General features: G+C 70.3%; 14 protein-coding genes. All 14 read right to left on the reverse strand.

Translation table 11 applies throughout. The annotated features are described in order from the left end of the window. Window positions 1-77: 77 nt before the first annotated feature. Window positions 78-1,742 (reverse strand): phospho-sugar mutase, encoded by a 1,665-nt coding sequence (locus ACZZ9K_RS04825; protein ID WP_463443451.1) that lies wholly within the window; start codon window positions 1,740-1,742, stop codon window positions 78-80. Next, entirely contained in the window at window positions 1,739-2,581 is an 843-nt protein-coding gene (locus ACZZ9K_RS04830; protein WP_027466461.1) for a purine-nucleoside phosphorylase, read from the reverse strand. Before ACZZ9K_RS04830 ends, ACZZ9K_RS04825 begins: the two co-directional genes overlap by 4 nt. A 53-nt stretch (window positions 2,582-2,634) precedes the next feature. Beyond that, window positions 2,635-3,357, reverse strand: coding sequence for a PTS sugar transporter subunit IIA (locus tag ACZZ9K_RS04835; RefSeq protein ID WP_463443452.1), 723 nt, complete (start codon window positions 3,355-3,357; stop codon window positions 2,635-2,637). Between the two features lie 3 nt (window positions 3,358-3,360). Beyond that, a complete protein-coding gene (locus ACZZ9K_RS04840) occupies window positions 3,361-4,473 on the reverse strand; it encodes an adenosine deaminase (RefSeq protein ID WP_071244264.1) in 1,113 nt (370 codons plus the stop codon). Window positions 4,474-4,593: 120 nt separating this feature from the next. After that, complete coding sequence (locus ACZZ9K_RS04845; protein ID WP_463443453.1) at window positions 4,594-5,892, reverse strand: thymidine phosphorylase; 1,299 nt, start codon at window positions 5,890-5,892, stop codon at window positions 4,594-4,596. Window position 5,893: 1 nt separating this feature from the next. Continuing rightward, window positions 5,894-6,376 carry a cytidine deaminase gene (locus ACZZ9K_RS04850; RefSeq protein WP_138803778.1) on the reverse strand — a complete coding sequence of 161 codons (483 nt, stop codon included), beginning with the start codon at window positions 6,374-6,376 and terminating at the stop codon, window positions 5,894-5,896. 19 nt (window positions 6,377-6,395) lie between these two features. Further along, the gene (locus ACZZ9K_RS04855; RefSeq protein ID WP_111056109.1) at window positions 6,396-7,685 is read right to left on the reverse strand and encodes an ABC transporter permease; all 1,290 of its coding nucleotides are present in this window, start codon (window positions 7,683-7,685) and stop codon (window positions 6,396-6,398) included. Further along, on the reverse strand, window positions 7,682-9,049 hold the full coding sequence (locus ACZZ9K_RS04860) for an ABC transporter permease (RefSeq protein ID WP_173034510.1): 1,368 nt from the start codon (window positions 9,047-9,049) through the stop codon (window positions 7,682-7,684). The genes ACZZ9K_RS04855 and ACZZ9K_RS04860 overlap by 4 nt, the downstream gene beginning before the upstream one ends. Next, the gene (locus tag ACZZ9K_RS04865; protein ID WP_138803779.1) at window positions 9,046-10,566 is read right to left on the reverse strand and encodes an ABC transporter ATP-binding protein; all 1,521 of its coding nucleotides are present in this window, start codon (window positions 10,564-10,566) and stop codon (window positions 9,046-9,048) included. The genes ACZZ9K_RS04860 and ACZZ9K_RS04865 overlap by 4 nt, the downstream gene beginning before the upstream one ends. 141 nt (window positions 10,567-10,707) lie before the next feature. After that, window positions 10,708-11,772, reverse strand: coding sequence for a BMP family lipoprotein (locus ACZZ9K_RS04870; RefSeq protein ID WP_027466452.1), 1,065 nt, complete (start codon window positions 11,770-11,772; stop codon window positions 10,708-10,710). Window positions 11,773-12,006: 234 nt separating this feature from the next. Further along, on the reverse strand, window positions 12,007-12,474 hold the full coding sequence (locus ACZZ9K_RS04875) for a hypothetical protein (RefSeq protein ID WP_463443454.1): 468 nt from the start codon (window positions 12,472-12,474) through the stop codon (window positions 12,007-12,009). Between the two features lie 38 nt (window positions 12,475-12,512). Then, window positions 12,513-13,010: a hypothetical protein gene (locus tag ACZZ9K_RS04880; protein WP_463443455.1), complete on the reverse strand. Its 498-nt coding sequence runs from the start codon at window positions 13,008-13,010 to the stop codon at window positions 12,513-12,515. A gap of 25 nt (window positions 13,011-13,035) precedes the next feature. After that, window positions 13,036-14,958, reverse strand: a complete 1,923-nt coding sequence (locus ACZZ9K_RS04885) for an alpha/beta hydrolase (protein WP_463443456.1) — start codon at window positions 14,956-14,958, stop codon at window positions 13,036-13,038. A 72-nt stretch (window positions 14,959-15,030) separates the two neighbouring features. Then, the gene (locus ACZZ9K_RS04890) at window positions 15,031-16,146 is read right to left on the reverse strand and encodes a mannose-1-phosphate guanylyltransferase (RefSeq protein ID WP_463443457.1); all 1,116 of its coding nucleotides are present in this window, start codon (window positions 16,144-16,146) and stop codon (window positions 15,031-15,033) included. Window positions 16,147-16,224: the final 78 nt, after the last annotated feature.

Here is a 16,224-nt window from a genome sequence, read left to right on the forward strand (position 1 = left end):
AACACCGGTGTTCGCGCTCTGCACCGCGTTGTGCGGGTGTTCAGAGCGCGAACACCGGTGTTTTGCGGACCGGTGCCCTACGACACCAGGGGGCGCACCGCGGCGGCGAGGGCGTCGACCAGGCGCTGGGCCTCGGCGGGGGTGTCCGCGACCGTGTCGATGTAGACCTTCACCTTGGGCTCGGTACCGCTCGGACGGACGATCACCCGGGCGTCGCCGGACAGGTCGTAGCGCAGGATGTCCGAGGGCGGGAAGCCCGCCACCCCGTCGGCGTAGTCCGTCACCGTCTGCACGGACAGTCCGCCGAGCGAGGTCGGCGGCGTGGCCCGGAGCGACGCCATGATCTCGCCGATGCGCGACAGGTCGTCGACGCGCGTCGCGACCTGCCCCGAGGCGAACGCTCCGAACTCGGCAGCGAAGGCCTCGAGGTGGTCGGCGATCGTCGAGCCCGACGCGGCGAGCTCGTCGGCGAGGGACAGCAGCTCCAGCGCAGCCGAGATGCCGTCCTTGTCCCGCACGACCGACGGGTCGACCAGGTACCCCAGGGCCTCTTCGTACCCGAACAGCAGCCCGGGCACCCGCGACACCCACTTGAAGCCGGTCAGGGTGTCGCGGTACTCCAGCCCGTGGCGTGCAGCCACCCGGGACAACGCCGGCGACGAGACGATCGACGCGGCGAGGGTGCCGGTCGCGCCGGACTCCGACGCCCGTGCGGCGGCCCGCCACCCGAGCAGCCAGCCGACCTCGTTGCCCGACAGTCGACGGTAGGAACCGGAACCGTCCGGGATCGCGAGTGCGAGCCGGTCGGCGTCGGGGTCGTTCGCGATCACCAGGTCGGCGCCGACGGCGAGGCCGCGGGCGATCGCCAGGTCCATCGCGCCGGGCTCCTCGGGGTTCGGGAACGACACCGTCGGGAACGCACCGTCCGGCTCGATCTGCTCCGGCACGACCGCCGGCTCGGCGAACCCGGCCGCCGCGAACACCGCGCGAGCGGTCTCCCACCCGACGCCGTGCATGGCCGTGTAGACGACCTTCGGCTGCGCATCGCCCGCGAGTGCGGGAGCGGGCACGATCGCGGCCGTGGCGGCCACGTAGGCGTCGACCAGTGCCGACGTCGCGACGGTGTAGTCCGTGCCGCGCGGCAGGTCCGTGACGGACCCTGCGGCGACGGCGTCGATGGCGTCCGCGATCTCGCCGTCGACGGGCGGCACGATCTGCGAGCCGTCGTCGTCCTGACCGAGGTAGACCTTGTACCCGTTGTCCCGCGGCGGGTTGTGGCTCGCCGTGACCATGACGCCGGCACCGACGTCGAGGTGCCGGACGGCGAACGCGAGCACCGGCGTCGGCAGGGCCGAGGGCAGCAGGGTGACCTCGAGCCCGAGGCCGCGCATGACCTCGGCCGAATCACGTGCGAAGACGTCCGAGTTCACCCGGCCGTCGTACCCGATCACGACGCTGCGCGAGCGCCCGGTGTCGATGAGGAACCGTGCGAGCCCCGCAGCAGCCTGGGTCACGACGACCCGGTTCATGCGGAGCGGGCCCCAGCCGAGCTCCGCGCGGAGTCCGGCGGTGCCGAACTGCAGCCGGCCGTCGAACCGCTCGGCGAGCGCCCGGACAGCGGGACCGTCACCGTCGGCCGCCGCGTCGATCGCCGCGGCCAGCTCGTCGCGGGTCTCCGGGTCGGGGTCCTGCGCCAGCCACGCCCGCGCGATGCCGAGCACCTGGTCGAGGTCGAGCTTCACGACGCCGGCTGCCCGAGTGCGGCGACCACGCGTGCGAGCAGGTCGGCGATCACCGGCTCGGCCTGCTTGCCGGCCTCGAGCACCTCGGTGTGCGACAACGGGGTCTTCTGGATGCCCGCGGCGAGGTTCGTGATGAGCGAGAACCCGAGGACCTCCATGCCGGCCTGACGAGCGGCGATGGCCTCGAGCGCCGTGGACATGCCGACGATGTGCCCACCGATGGTCTTCGCCATCTGGACCTCGGCCGGGGTCTCGTAGTGCGGGCCGCGGAACTGCGTGTAGACACCCTCGTCGAGCGACGGGTCGACCGTCCGGGCCAGCTCGCGCAGCCGCGCCGAGTACAGGTCGGTGAGGTCGATGAACGTCGCGCCCTCGAGCGGGCTGTCCGCGGTCAGGTTGATGTGGTCGCTGATGAGCACCGGCGTGCCCGGGGTCCAGTGCTCCTTGATGCCGCCGGCACCGTTGGTGAGCACCATGATCGAGGCACCGGTCGCCGCCGCCGTACGGACGCTGTGCACGACCCGACGGACCCCGTGACCCTCGTAGTAGTGGGTGCGGGCACCGATGACAAGCGCGTGGCGGCCGTCGGCGAGGCGGATCGACCGGATCGTGCCGGAGTGTCCGGGGACGGCCGAGGCGCTGAACCCGGGGACCTGCTCGGCCGGGATCTCGGAAACGGTCTCACCGATGATGTCGGCGGCCTTGCCCCAGCCCGAGCCGAGGGTCAGGGCGATGTCGTGCCGCTCGATGCCGGACTGTTCGGCGATGGCGGCTGCGGCGTCCCGCGCGACCTCGAACGGGTCGGCAGCGGGGTCGTTCAGCGGGTTCTCGGTGCTCATGCCCCAACTCTAAAGGGCGGACGCCCGCCCCAGCGGCCGCCGCCGCGCCCGCCTCAGTGCTCGCCGAGCGCCCGGTCCACCGCCGCCGTGATCTCGCCCTGGTCGAAGTGGTTCGCGATGACGATGACCTCGGCGTAGGTGTCGCCGATCGCCTCGACGAACTCCTGACTCGTCAGGATCACGTTGGCGTCGTCGGAGACGTCCCGCACGGACGCGACGTCCGCTGCGACGACGGACGCCGAGAGCCCGAGGGCGTCGAGCGCCTTCTCGGCGTTCACCTTGAGGATGCCGCTCGAACCGATGCCGGCGCCGCAGATGGTCACGATCTTCACGCGGAGACCCCCCATGATCGCGCGGACCTCGTCCGCCGTGGTCGCCGCCGCGATCCGCCCGGTCACGGTGGCGTCGTTGAACAGGTTCGCGATCTCGCCGATCGACTCCAGGTGGGTGCCGACCTCGGCCACCGCGAGCCCGAGCACCACACGGACGGGGTCGTTGTGCGGGTGGCCGAACGCCACCGGAGCAGCCAGCGTCACGATCGCGAGTCCGTCCCGCACGACGGCACCACCCGGCCGGGCGTGCGCGAACGCGAGCCCCGGCGAGATGACGATGTACGGCCCGTGCTCCTCCACCATGCCGATCATGGCGTCGGTGTACTCGTCGGTGGTGGCGCCCGAGGCGACGAGCGCACCGCCGACCAGTCGCATCGCGTCACGCCACGCGGGCGCGTCCGCACCGAGGAGGACGGCGGTGTCCGGCAGCGGTGGCAGTCCCATGCGTCAGGCCTCCTGGTACCCGGCCGTGATGGTGGCGATGATCTCCTCGCGGTCCTCGAGCGGCAGGAACGACCCGAGCGCGGCGTTGATCTGGAACGCGGCCAGGTCGTCGAGGTCGTAGCCGAACGTGCCCGCGAGCAGCGCGAGCTCCTTCGACAGCGAGGTCCCGCTCATCAGGCGGTTGTCGGTGTTCACCGTGACGCGGAAGCCGAGCTGGTAGAGCACGTCGAACGGGTGGTCGGCGAGGTCGTCGCCCCACGCGGCGATCGCACCGGTCTGCAGGTTGGACGACGGCGAGACCTCGAGCGGGATCTCGCGGTCACGGACCCACGAGGCGACCTCGCCCAGGGAGGCCAGCGTCGAGCCGTCCCCGGCGTCGGACAGGGCGACGTCCTCGAAGATGCGGACGCCGTGCCCGAGGCGGAGCGCCCGGCCGTCGACGAGGGCGGACCGGATGGAGGCGAGCCCGTCGGCCTCGCCCGCGTGCACGGTGACGGGGAACAGTTCGGAGGCCAGGTAGTCGAAGGCGGCGCGGTGGTTCGAGGCGGGGAACCCGGCTTCGGCACCGGCGATGTCGAAGCCGACGACCCCGGCGTCACGGTGGCGGACGGCGAGCTCGGCGATCTCGAGCGACCGGTCGGCGTGCCGCATCGCGGTGACGAGCTGGCCGACGCGGATGCGCCCGCCGGCGGCGTCGACGGCTTCCTCGATGCCGGCCTGCACGGCCTCGACCGTCTGGTCGAGGGTCAGTCCGCCCTGCAGGTGCTGCTCCGGCGCCCAGCGGACCTCGCCGTAGACGACGCCGTCGGCGACCAGGTCCTCGACGAACTCGCGGGCGATCCGGGTGAGCTGCGGTGCGGTCTGCATCACCGACGTGGTGACGTCGAACGTCTTCAGGTACTCGACCAGCGAGCCGGAGTTCGACTGGTCGGCGAACCACTGCCCGAGCTCGGCCGGGTCGGTGGTGGGGAGCGACACACCCGCCGCCGCTGCGAGCTCGATGATGGTCGCGGGACGCAGGCCGCCGTCGAGGTGGTCGTGCAGCGAGACCTTCGGCAGGTCGTTGATGACCGCCCCGGCGTCGGGCAGGCGGTAGGTCGGGGCGTCGGCGCTCATGCCCCCAGGCTATCGGTGGTCACCGCCGCCGCGCAGGCACCTGTGCACAACCCACAACGGAAGACACTGGAGGCTCCCCACAGGTGTGCAGGGAGCCTCCGGTTCGTCGGGTGGCCGGGTTCAGGACCCGATGCGCTCGCGCACGATCGGCCCCCGTGCTGCGGCCGCGGAATCCGCCGGGCCGATGGTCCACGCACCCTCGAGCGACTCCAGCGCGCGCGGGATCCGAGACGCGTCGTCGGAGTGCAGCGTCCAGAGCGGCTGTCCCTCGGTCACGGTGTCCCCCGGCTTGACGTGGAGCTCGATGCCCGCACCTGCCTGCACCGGGTCCTGCGCGCGGGCACGGCCGGCCCCGAGCCGCCAGGCCGAGACGCCGAACGGCAGCGCGTCCTGCTGCGTGAGGACCCCCGACGTCCCAGCGGTGACGACGTGCTGTTCGCGGGCCACGGGCAACGCGGCGGACGGGTCCCCGCCCTGCGCCTCGATCATCCGACGCCAGGTGTCCATGGCGCGGCCGTCCGCGAGCGCCGCTGCGGGGTCGGCGTCGGGCAGTCCGGCCAGCGTGAGCATCTCGGTCGCGAGCGCCACGGTGAGCTCGACGACGTCGGCGGGGCCGCCGCCGGCGAGCACCTCGACCGACTCCCGCACCTCGAGCGCGTTGCCGATCGTCAGCCCGAGCGGGACCTCCATGTCGGTCAGCAGCGCCGAGGTCGCGACCCCGGCGTCGTTGCCGAGGTCGACCATGGTCTGCGCGAGCTCCCTGGACGCCTCGTAGGTCGGCATGAACGCGCCGGACCCGAACTTGACGTCGAGCACGAGCGCACCGGTGCCCTCGGCGATCTTCTTCGACATGATGCTCGACGCGATCAGCGGGATGCACTCGACCGTGCCGGTGATGTCGCGGAGCGCGTAGAGCTTCTTGTCCGCGGGGGCCAGCCCGGACCCGGCGGCGCAGATGACCGCGCCGACGTCCTGCAGCACCTGCATCATGCGGTCGTTCGAGATGGACGCCTGCCACCCGGGGATCGACTCGAGCTTGTCGAGCGTGCCGCCGGTGTGGCCGAGTCCGCGGCCGGACAGCTGCGGCACCGCGACGCCGAACGACGCCACCAGGGGTGCCAGCGGCAGGGTGATCTTGTCGCCGACCCCGCCGGTGGAGTGCTTGTCGACCGTCGTCTTGCCGAGCGACGAGAACGACATCCGCTCCCCCGACGCGATCATCGCGAGCGTGAGGTCCTTGATCTCACGCCGCTCCATCCCGTTCAGGAAGATCGCCATCGCCATCGCGGCCATCTGCGGGTCCTCGACGTAGCCGCGGGTGTACGCGTCGACGAGCCAGTCGACCTCGGCGGTGCTCAGGGCCCCGCCGGAGCGCTTCGTGCGGATGAGGTCGACGGTGTCGAACGGCTCGACGGCCATGTCAGTGCTCCTGCTGGTAGGTGGCGAGGGTCCGCGGCCCGAAGGCGTCCGGCAGGACCTCGTCGATGGTGCGGATGCCGGAGAGCGTCTCGAGGAGCATGCCCTCGGTCGAGTGCTCGAACAGCAGCTGGCGGCAGCGGCCGCACGGCATCAGGGTGGCCCCGTCTCCGTCGACGCACGTGAACGCGACGAGCTTGCCGCCCCCGGTCATGTGCAGCTGCGACACGAGGGAGCACTCCGCGCAGAGCGTCACCCCGTAGCTCGCGTTCTCGATGTTGCAGCCGGAGACGATCCGCCCGTCGTCGGTGAGCGCCGCGGCGCCCACCGGGAACGACGAGTACGGCGCGTAGGCGCGCCGCATGGCGGCCGTGGCGGCGTCCCGCAGGACGCCCCAGTCCACGTCGTCGGCCGGGAGGCCCGTGGCGGCGTCCGTCGGGTCGGTGGCGGTGACCGCCTGGTCACCTGGTTGCTGCGTGTCGGTCATGTGTCGTGCCTCCAGGCCGTCAGCTCTTGATGTAGGGCTTGCCGGACGCGGCGGGGCCGCGCGACTGCCCGACCAGGCCGGCCACGGCGAAGATCGTCACCACGTACGGCAGCATCAGCAGGAACTCGCTGGGCACGGGTGAGTCGATCGCTCCGAGCGTGTTCTGCAGGTTCGACGCGAAGCCGAACAGCAGCGCCGCGAGCGTCGCCTTGATCGGGTCCCATCGGCCGAAGATGACGGCGGCCAGCGCGATGTAGCCGGCGCCCGCGGTCATGTCCTTCGTGAACGGCCCGACCGCGTCGAGGGTGAAGTACGCCCCACCGAGACCGGCGATCGCACCGGCGAGGGAGACGTTCCAGAACCGGGTGCTCGTGACGTTGATGCCCACCGTGTCGGCGGCCTGCGGGTGCTCGCCGACGGCGCGGAGGCGCAGGCCCCAGCGGGTCTTGAACAGCCCGAAGGTGACGACCGCCACGGCGATGTAGGCCAGGTAGACGACGACCGTCTGCTCGAAGAACACCGGACCGATGACCGGGATCTGGTGCAGCAGCGGGATCTCGACCTTCGGGAACCGGATGCCGATGTTGAGGGTCTCCTCGTTCGGGGAGAGCACCTGCGAGTACAGGAAGCCGGTCAGGCCGGAGATGAACGCGTTGATGACGACACCGACGATGACCTGGTCGACCAGGTACTTGATGCTGAACGCCGCGAGGACGAACGACACGAGCATGCCGGCGACGAGTGCGGCGACGAGGCCGACCCAGGGCGACCCGGTGATCGACGCGACCATCGCGGAGCTGAACGCACCGGCGAGGAACTGGCCCTCGATCGCGATGTTCACCACGCCGACCCGCTCGGAGATGACGCCGCCGAGGGCACCGAACACGAGCGGGACGCTCAGGCTCAGCGCGCCGAGCAGCAGGCCGGGGATCGGCAGGGACGAGCCGGCCGCGGCCCAGGTCAGGAACCCGATGACGAAGACGACCGCGAACACCGACGTGACCCACAGCGGGACCCGGCGGAGTGCCCGCGTCTCGATGAACGCGTACACGGTCAGGATCGCGAGCAGGACGATGACGACGATGCCCGTCCCGAGCGCGGGCAGCGGGACGTTCGGCAGCGCGAAGAAGTCACCGGCGTTCGCGAGACGGAACGTGGTGGTGCCGGAGCGCGGCAGCAGGCCGAACAGCACGATCGCGATGAGCGTGAACACGCCGTACCCGATCGGGAGCTTCCAGCTCCTGGTGGTCTCGACCGGACGGTCCGCGAGCGGCGACGCGGGGGCCGCGGTGGGGCTGATGGTGCTCATGCGGCGACCGCCTTCTTGCTGGTCTTGCTCGTCTTCGTGCGCTTGCGTGCACCCGGCTGCGGGATCCGGAAGATCGCGCGGACGAGCGGCGGAGCCGCGATGAAGAGGACGATGAGGGCTTGGATGACCCCGACGATGTCGATCGGGATGCCGTTGGCGGCCTGCATGGCGTAGCCACCGTTCTTCAGCACGCCGAACAGGATGGCCGCCCAGAAGACGCCCCAGGGCTTGGAGCGGCCGAGCAGGGCCACGGTGATGGCGTCGAAGCCGATGCCGGCGTCGATGCCCGAGGTGAAGCCCGAGGTGACGGCGCCCTGCACCTGGTAGGCGCCGGCGATGCCCACCAGGGCACCGGAGATCAGCATCACCCAGATGGTCAGCGACGGGACGCTCATGCCGGCCACGCGGGCGGCACGGGGGTTCTCACCGATGGTGCGGAACCGGAAGCCGAGCGACGACTTGTTCACGAGCCACCAGACGACGACGACCGCGATGATCGCGACGATGAACCCGAGGTCCACGCCGTACCGCACGCCGAAGAGCTGCGGCAGCAGGGCGCTCTCCTTCGTGGCGGGCGAGATCGGGTTGCTGCTGCCCGGGGCCTGCAGCAGGCCCGGGGTGCGGAGCAGGTAGCTGACCAGGTAGAGCGCGACGTAGTTGAGCATGATCGTGACGACCACCTCGTTCGCACCCGTCCGGGCCTTGAGCACCCCGACGATGCCGCCCCAGACCGCGCCGCCGACGATGCCGGCGAGGATCGTGAGCGGGATGTGGATCGCGGCGGGCCCGTCGAACGAGAACCCGACCCAACCGGCGGCAGCGGCGCCCATCAGGATCTGGCCCTGGCCGCCGATGTTGAACAGCCCGGCGCGGAACGACAGCGCGATCCCGAGCCCGGCGGCGATGAGCGGCACCGAGTAGTCGACGGAGCGCGTGAGCGGCCCGATCGCCTGCTGGAACGAGTCCGCGCCGAAGTTGAACACCGAGCCCTGGAACAGCGAGGCGTACGCGCCGCCGACCGCGGTGCCGACCGCCTGGAGCATGTCCGTCGGGCGGGCGAAGAAGTACCCGGCCGTGGCACGGACGTTCTCGTCCGTCACCGCGATGAGGATGCCGCAGGCGACCAGCGCGAGGACGACGGCGAGCACCGTGACGAGCACGGAGCCGTTCAGGATCCCCTGCAGGGCGGCCTGCCAGCGGTCACCACCGGCACCGTTGCGGCGCTCGGTGTCCTCCGCCGAGTCCGTCATCAGGTGCGGGGTCGACTCGACCTCCTGCAGACGGTCGTCGGTGAGCGGGGCGTCCGCGGTGCCGTGCGCAGCCGGGGTCGGCTGCTGCGTGTTGTCTGGCGGTGGGGTGGTCACGCGGCCAGCTCCGTTCCTTCTGGGATCTCCCCGGCCATCATGAGGCCGAGGACGTCGCGGGGGGTGGTCGCGGGGACGATGCCGACGATGCCGCCGCGGTACATCACGGCGATGCGGTCGGCCAGGGCGACGACCTCGTCGAGCTCGGTGGAGACGACGATGACCGGCACCCCGGTGTCGCGGGTGGCGACGATGCGCTTGTGGACGAACTCGATCGAGCCCACGTCGATGCCGCGGGTGGGCTGCGCGGCGACGAACAGCCGGAGTTCACGGCTCAGTTCGCGCGCCAGGACGATCTTCTGCTGGTTCCCGCCGGACAGCCGACCGGCCGCGGTGGTGCGACCGGGCGTGCGGATGTCGAACTCCGCGATCTTCTCGTCGGCGAAGGCGTCGCGTTCCGCCGACCGGATCGTGCCGGCGCGGACGAACTCGGCGTGGTCGGCCCGGTCGAGCATCAGGTTCTCGGCGATGGTGAACTCGCCGACCAGGCCGTCCTCCTTGCGGTCCTCGGGGACGAAGCCGACGCCCGCGTCGAGCACCTGCTTGACGCTCCGGCCGGTGAGTTCCCTGCCGTCCAGGGTGATCCGGCCGGCGTGGGCGGGCTCGAGGCCCATGATCGCCTCGGTGAGCTCGGTCTGGCCGTTGCCCTGCACCCCGGCGATCGCCAGGACCTCGCCGCGACGCACCGTGAAGGAGACGTCGTCGACGAGCACGATGCCGGACGGGTCCGTGACGGTGAGGTGCTCGACGACCAGGGCGTCGTCGCCACCGGTCGAGGGTTCCTTGTCGACCACGAGCGAGACGGCACGGCCGACCATCAGCGCGGCCAGCTCGTTGTTCGTGGCGGTCGGCGAGGCTTCGCCGACGACCTTGCCGAGACGGATGACCGTGATGCGGTCGGCGACCTCGCGCACCTCGCGCAGCTTGTGGGTGATGAAGACGATCGCGGTGCCGGCTTCGCGGAGCTGGCGCATGATGCCCATCAGCTCGTCGGTCTCCTGCGGGGTGAGGACGGCCGTCGGCTCGTCGAACACCAGGACGGAGGCGTCGCGGGACAGCGCCTTGATGATCTCGACGCGCTGCTGCACGCCGACGGGCAGGTCCTCGACCTTGGCGTCGGGGTCGACGTCGAACCCGAAGCGGTCGGAGATCTCCTGCACGCGCTTGCGGGCACCGGCCAGGTCGAGCCGCCCGCCGAAAGTGGTCTGCTCCTGCCCCAGCATCACGTTCTCGGCGACCGTGAACACGGGCACGAGCATGAAGTGCTGGTGCACCATGCCGATGCCGGCGCGCATGGCGTCACCGGGGCCGTCGAAGTCCTGCACCACGTCGTCGAGCAGGATCTCGCCCTCGTCGGCGTCGTACAGGCCGTACAGGACGTTCATCAGGGTGGACTTGCCGGCGCCGTTCTCACCCAGGAGGCAGTGGACCTCACCCGGCTCGACGGTGAGCGAGATGTGGTCGTTGGCGACCAGGGCGCCGAACCGCTTGGTGATGCCGCGGAGTTCGAGCTTCATGTTCGGGAGTCTATTTCTGTCTCGCGCGCGCCACGCGGGCGCACGGTGTCGCGTGCACCCCGCGGATGCACGATGTGGTGTGCGCCACCCGGGCGCACGAGAACGCGGGCGAGGGATGTTCCCCCGCCCGCGTTCGCCGGGTCAGGACTGGGTCTTGACCTTGATCGAGCCGTCGATGATGCCGGCCTTCACGTCGTCGAGCTCGCCCTGCAGGCCCTTGTCGACCTTGGACTCGAAGTCGTGGAACGGCGCGATGCCGACACCGTCGTTCTCGAGGGTGCCCACGTACGGGTCCTTCGAGAACTTGTCGTCAGCCGCCTGCTCGACGACGTCCTTCACGGCCGGGCGCATGCCCTTCTCGACCGAGGTGAAGGCGATGTCCTTGTAGCGGGGGTCGGCCTCGTAGAGGTCGCTGTCCGCACCGATCAGGACGGAGCCGTTGTCGGCGTCCTTGATGGCCTCGGCAGCGGACTGGTAGATCGGGCCACCGACGGGCAGGATGACGTCGGCGTCCTGGTCGAGGAGCGTCTGCGCGACCGACTTGGCCTGCGTGCCGGCCTCGAAGCCACCGGTGAAGGAGCCCTTGCCGGTGTCGACGTTCCAGCCGACGACCTTGACGTCCTTGTCCTTCTGCTCGTTGTAGTACTTCACGCCGTCCGCGAAGCCGTCCATGAAGATGGTGACGGTCGGGATCTGCATGCCGCCGAAGGTGCCGACGACGCCGGTCTTCGAGTAGGACGCCGCCGCGTAGCCGGCGAGGAACGCCGCCTGCGAGGTGTCGAACGTGATCGGCTTGACGTTCTTCGCGTCGATCGAGTTGTCGTCGATGATCGCGAAGTCGGTGTCGGGGTTCGCAGCGGCCTGCTTCTTCGTGGCGTCGGCCAGGTTGAAGCCGACGGTCACGACGAGGTTGCAGTTCTGGCCGATGAGCTGCTCGATGTTCGAGTCGTAGACGGTGGCGTCCTTCGACTCGGCCTCCTTGTAGGTGGCACCGAGGTCCTTGGCGGCGTCCTTCATGCCCTCGTAGCCGAGCTGGTTGAACGACTTGTCGTCGAACCCACCGGCGTCGGAGACCATGCAGGGGCGGAAGTCGGTCTTCTTCGCCGAGTCGGTGGTGGACGGCGCCGAGGCGCAGCCGGCCAGGACGGCGACGGTGCCGGCGAGCGCGAGGCCGCTGAGGACGACCTGTCGGGTACGAGATGTCACGGGTTGGTTCCTCCGGGGAGCGTGCCCGGACCACGTGCGTTCCGGGCGATCGTGGCGACAGTACACGACCGTCGGGCCGGTACAGGACCCGTTGCGGGGGTCCTGCGGATCGGTTACGGGATCGCGACCCCGCCGAAACGCGCCCGTAACGCAGGGTCGCACGCAGACCCCCAGTTCGAGGGGTTTGTCGGTGGAGCGCTACAGGGCGTCGTCGGCGGGGCGGATCTCTGCAGGTCAGCGTTCGTCGGGGTCACCCGGGAAGCACAGTGAGACGGCCTGGACGGTGTAGTTCCCCGAGTGGGCGTAGACGCTGATCGAGGTGACCTGCCCAGCGCCGTCGCCGAAGATGGCGGGCCCGTCGCTCGAATCACGCTGGGTGACCCGCATCCCCTGCGCTTCCCAGTGCTCCGTCACCCAGGCGGCGTCGGCATCGGGTCGCCCGGCCAGCGTGCTCCCGGTGAGGTAGCGCCAGTGCGCACCCCGCTCGCCGTCCGCGAGGACGCAGCCCTCCGAGTAGTCCGGCCCAGTGCGTGCTTTCCATTCACCGCCGAGTCGCTCTGTTGCGTCATCGACCGCTTCGACCATCTGTCGCTTCGCGGCGTTCTCACTCACCTGGAGCTCCGCCCGCTCAGATGAACCGGTGCCGGTCCTCTGCGCGGCGCAACCGGTCAGCCCCACCAGCAGCATGCCGAACAGGAGCACGGAGCCGACGAAGCCGCATCCCACGTCACGTCGGTGTGTCACAAGCTGTCGGCGTCACCCGGGAAACACAGCGAGATGGCTTCAACGGTGTAGTGGCCCGGAAACGCGTACAGGTTGATGGAGTCGATCGAGCCGCCGCCGCGGCCGACGATCGCGGGCCCGTCGGGGTCAGCCCAACGCTCGACTTCCATGCCCTGGGATTCCCAGCGGTCGAGCGTCTCCCTCGCGTCCGGTTCCGGGTCCTCCGAACCGACGTTGGAAGTCCGGCCGGTGAGGTACACCCAGTGCGCCCCCTTCTCCCCTCCGGACAAGCTGCAACTCTCGGCATAGTCGGGCCCAGTTCGAGGCTTCCACTCGCCGCCCAGACGTCCAGTGACGTCGTCGATGGCGTCGATCATCTGCTGTTTCGCGGTGTCAGGGTCCACGGATGCCTTCCTCTCCTCTGGGTGCCGGGCGCAACCGGCGAGCACCGCGATCACCATCACGAATGCGAGAGCGCACCCTGCCACGCTCCGGACGGGCGTTGCGACGATCATCGTTCTCCTCATTCGTTCCGTGCGTTCATCTGGCTCGGGCCGGAGTCAGTTCGTCATCGCGACCATTGATCGCGAGTCCGACGTTGTGCAGCGTCTCGGTGCCGCGATCGAGATACCCCCGCCGGTCGCTGTTCAGCGGGTCGTGATGCAAGACCGAGTTCAACTTCTCGCCCCCCTTCGTCGTCGTGCCGTCGGCGCCGAACACCGTCGCATCGAACGCTTCCGACGTGGGGTCTACGCGATGCCCGACGCTGTGGTCTCGTCCGAAGGAAGCCCACTCGTCGCCCTTCCCGGTCTGTCCCACCGGCGCATCCTCGGCCTGCGACGCGTAGACGCGTCCAGCGTGCAGATCGTCCGACGAAGTGACCTCGTCTGGCAAACCCGCCGAACCGAGTGCCACGAACCGGTCGACGTGGACGCCCCTCTTCGACAGTGCAACCGCCGCTGTGGTCGTGCCGTAGGAGTGCCCGACGATGTTCGTCTCCGGCATCCGCCCAGCACGCACGGCGTCCAGCCCTCGGATCGACGCGGCGAGGTTCTCGCCACCCCGCTCGGCCTTCCCCATGAGCAAGACATCCGCTGGGTTCGGAGTGTCATACCCGATCCAGGCGATCACCGCTCGACCAGCAGGGTCGCCACGACGCAACTGCTGGTCGTAGATGTTCTGCGCTGCCGAGGTCCACGAACTCATGTCCGCGGTCGTGGTGTCCATCCCGGGTACCGCCCACGTCACGGAGTCGGCCGTGTCGAGATCTCCGATCGAGACGGCGGCCAACGGCGGCTGGCCGTCGGTGAGCGCGATGAGGTACCGAGGGCTGTCCGTGCCCGCCTTCGCCATCGTCGCGTTGATGTTCCGCAACGACTTCATCTCTTCTTGAAGCGACGCCAGCCGCCGCGCCATCGCGCTCGCACCTTCCCCAGCGGAGGCGACCCGGCCCTGCAGCGTCTCGATCTCGAGCTCGACGTCGCCCAGCCGCTGGTTCAGCACCACGACGTTGGCGGTGCTCCGCGCCCAGTACGGGATGCCCTCCAGGTTGCCGAGCTCGGACAACACCGACGTCGGGAACGCTCGGAGGGCGTCGGCGTCAGACTTGGTCAGACCGAGCGAAGCCCACCTCGCCGCGACCTGGGCCGGCGTCAGGTGATCAGCCAGCAGCCTCTGGACAGCGGGCGCCTCCCGCCCCATGGCTGCGATGTCGAGCACCGCGTCGGACAGCGCACCGCCGCCACCAGCATCTTCGAATGCCTGAGCGGTCTTCGTGATCCAGGACCTGTCTTCGTCGTTCTCGGCCACGTACCGCTCGAATCCGGCCGGCATGCTGCCACGGTCGACCTGCACCCAGGCGCACGACGACCGGAACGACGACCACGCCGAACGCACTCGCGTTGCCTCCGCCGACGCCGCGGTGTCCAGGCCCGCCACAGCGGACACGAAGCCCCGTAACGCCGCCGGATCAGCGGAGCTCTTGCCCCCGCTCGCGCCGTTCCCGTACCGCGCACGCTCGCGTCCACGGAACTCGGCGTCGACGACGGGTGGACGAAGTGGCTCATCCGAGGGTTCCCGGTCCACGAACGTGTCCCACACCCCGATCGCGACGCCGGAGAACGGTCCGGCCAACGCCTCGTTGGCGGCGCGCTGGCGGTCGGCGTCTCGGAGCTTCCAGGCGGCGTGCGCCCGCACACGCTCGCGCTCCTGCTCGGCGAGTTCAACCGCGCGATCGAGGGCGGACGCCAGGTCGGTCAGCACGCCGACCAGCCTGCCCCGGTCCTCGGCCTCGATCACAACCGCGTCGTTGAAGCGATCCGCGTACGACCCCGCGAAGTCGGCGAGCGCCGCCTCAGCCGACGCCGAGCGGGTCCCACTCTGGCCCCGCAGGGTGTCGGCTGCCGACCGTGCCGCCTTCGACAGCGCCTTCGCGTCCCCCGCGTCGAACTCGATGTCCGCCATGTCCTCCCCCGACGTCGCTCCCCAGCGACCCTACACCTGGAACATCACCGGCCGGTTGGCCGATGCTCGAACCTACAGGACGTCGCCCCGGCCGCTGATCTTCAGGGCGTCCACGACACCCTTCACCCGCTGCGCGTTCGCGCTGGTGGTGACGAGCAGGGCGTCCGGGGTGTCCACGACGACGATGTCCTCGACGCCGATGAGCGAGATGAGTCGCTGACTGTGCGAGATCACGATGCCGCTCGACGAGTCCGCCAGGATGCGGGCACCGTCCCCGAGCACGGCGAGGTTGTTCGGCCGACCGCCGGACTGCAGCTTGGCGAGGGAGGCGAAGTCCCCCACGTCGTCCCAGTCGAAGTCACCGGGGACGACGGCCATGCGTCCGGCCGCGGCGGCGGGCTCGGCGACGGTGTAGTCGATCGCGATCTTCTCGAGCACGGGCCAGACGGCGTCGACGACGGCGCCGCGGGCCGAGGTGTCCCAGGCGTCGGCGAGTTCGTTGATGCCCGCCAGCAGTTCGGGCTTCGTGCGGCCGATCTCGGCGAGCAGCACGTCGGCGCGCGCGATGAACATGCCGGCGTTCCAGAGGTAGTTGCCCTGCTCGACGTACGAGCGAGCGGTGTCGAGGTCGGGCTTCTCGACGAACGACTTCACCGCGTGTGCGGTCGGAGCACCCTCGATGCCGAGCGCGACGGTGTCGGCGTTGATGTACCCGAAGCCGATCGCGGGTTCCGTCGGGGTGATGCCGATGGTGGTGACGTAGCCGGCGCGGGCGACGGCGACGGCTTCGCGGACCGAGCGGCGGAAACCGCGTGCGTCACCGATGACATGGTCGGCGGCGAACGAGCCGATGATGACGTCGGGCTCGCGGCGCACCAGGATCGCCGCTGCCAGGCCGATGGCGGCCGTGGAGTCCTTCGGCTCGCTCTCGAGCACCACGTTGTGGTCCTCGACGCCGGGCAGCTGCGACTCCACCGCGACCCGGTGCGCGCGGCCGGTGACGACCATGATCCGCTGGTCGCCGGCGAGCGGCGCCAGGCGGTCCCAGGTCTGCCGCAGCAGCGAGGTTCCGGAACCCGTCAGGTCGTGCAGGAACTTGGGTGCGTCCGCGCGCGACAACGGCCACAGGCGCGATCCGATGCCCCCTGCGGGGATGATCGCGTAGAAGTCTTCGAGAGCGTCAGCCACGCGCTCACCGTACCGGTCCCACCGGGCGGATCCTGGGTGGTCTCCGCACGATTCCCGCATGCGGGCTCCCGCAGCGTT

The organism is Curtobacterium sp. AC268 (assembly GCF_979258745.1).

Excerpts from the sequence above, each read along its gene's own strand:
- ACZZ9K_RS04835 (WP_463443452.1), bottom strand. The coding sequence starts at position 3,357 with ATGGGACTGCCACCGCTGCCGGACACCGCCGTCCTCCTCGGTGCGGAC.
- ACZZ9K_RS04880 (WP_463443455.1), bottom strand. The coding sequence starts at position 13,010 with ATGATCGTCGCAACGCCCGTCCGGAGCGTGGCAGGGTGCGCTCTCGCA.
- ACZZ9K_RS04840 (WP_071244264.1), bottom strand. The coding sequence starts at position 4,473 with ATGAGCGCCGACGCCCCGACCTACCGCCTGCCCGACGCCGGGGCGGTC.
- ACZZ9K_RS04855 (WP_111056109.1), bottom strand. The coding sequence starts at position 7,685 with ATGAGCACCATCAGCCCCACCGCGGCCCCCGCGTCGCCGCTCGCGGAC.
- ACZZ9K_RS04885 (WP_463443456.1), bottom strand. The coding sequence starts at position 14,958 with ATGGCGGACATCGAGTTCGACGCGGGGGACGCGAAGGCGCTGTCGAAG.
- ACZZ9K_RS04830 (WP_027466461.1), bottom strand. The coding sequence starts at position 2,581 with ATGAGCACCGAGAACCCGCTGAACGACCCCGCTGCCGACCCGTTCGAG.
- ACZZ9K_RS04850 (WP_138803778.1), bottom strand. The coding sequence starts at position 6,376 with ATGACCGACACGCAGCAACCAGGTGACCAGGCGGTCACCGCCACCGAC.
- ACZZ9K_RS04865 (WP_138803779.1), bottom strand. The coding sequence starts at position 10,566 with ATGAAGCTCGAACTCCGCGGCATCACCAAGCGGTTCGGCGCCCTGGTC.
- ACZZ9K_RS04845 (WP_463443453.1), bottom strand. The coding sequence starts at position 5,892 with ATGGCCGTCGAGCCGTTCGACACCGTCGACCTCATCCGCACGAAGCGC.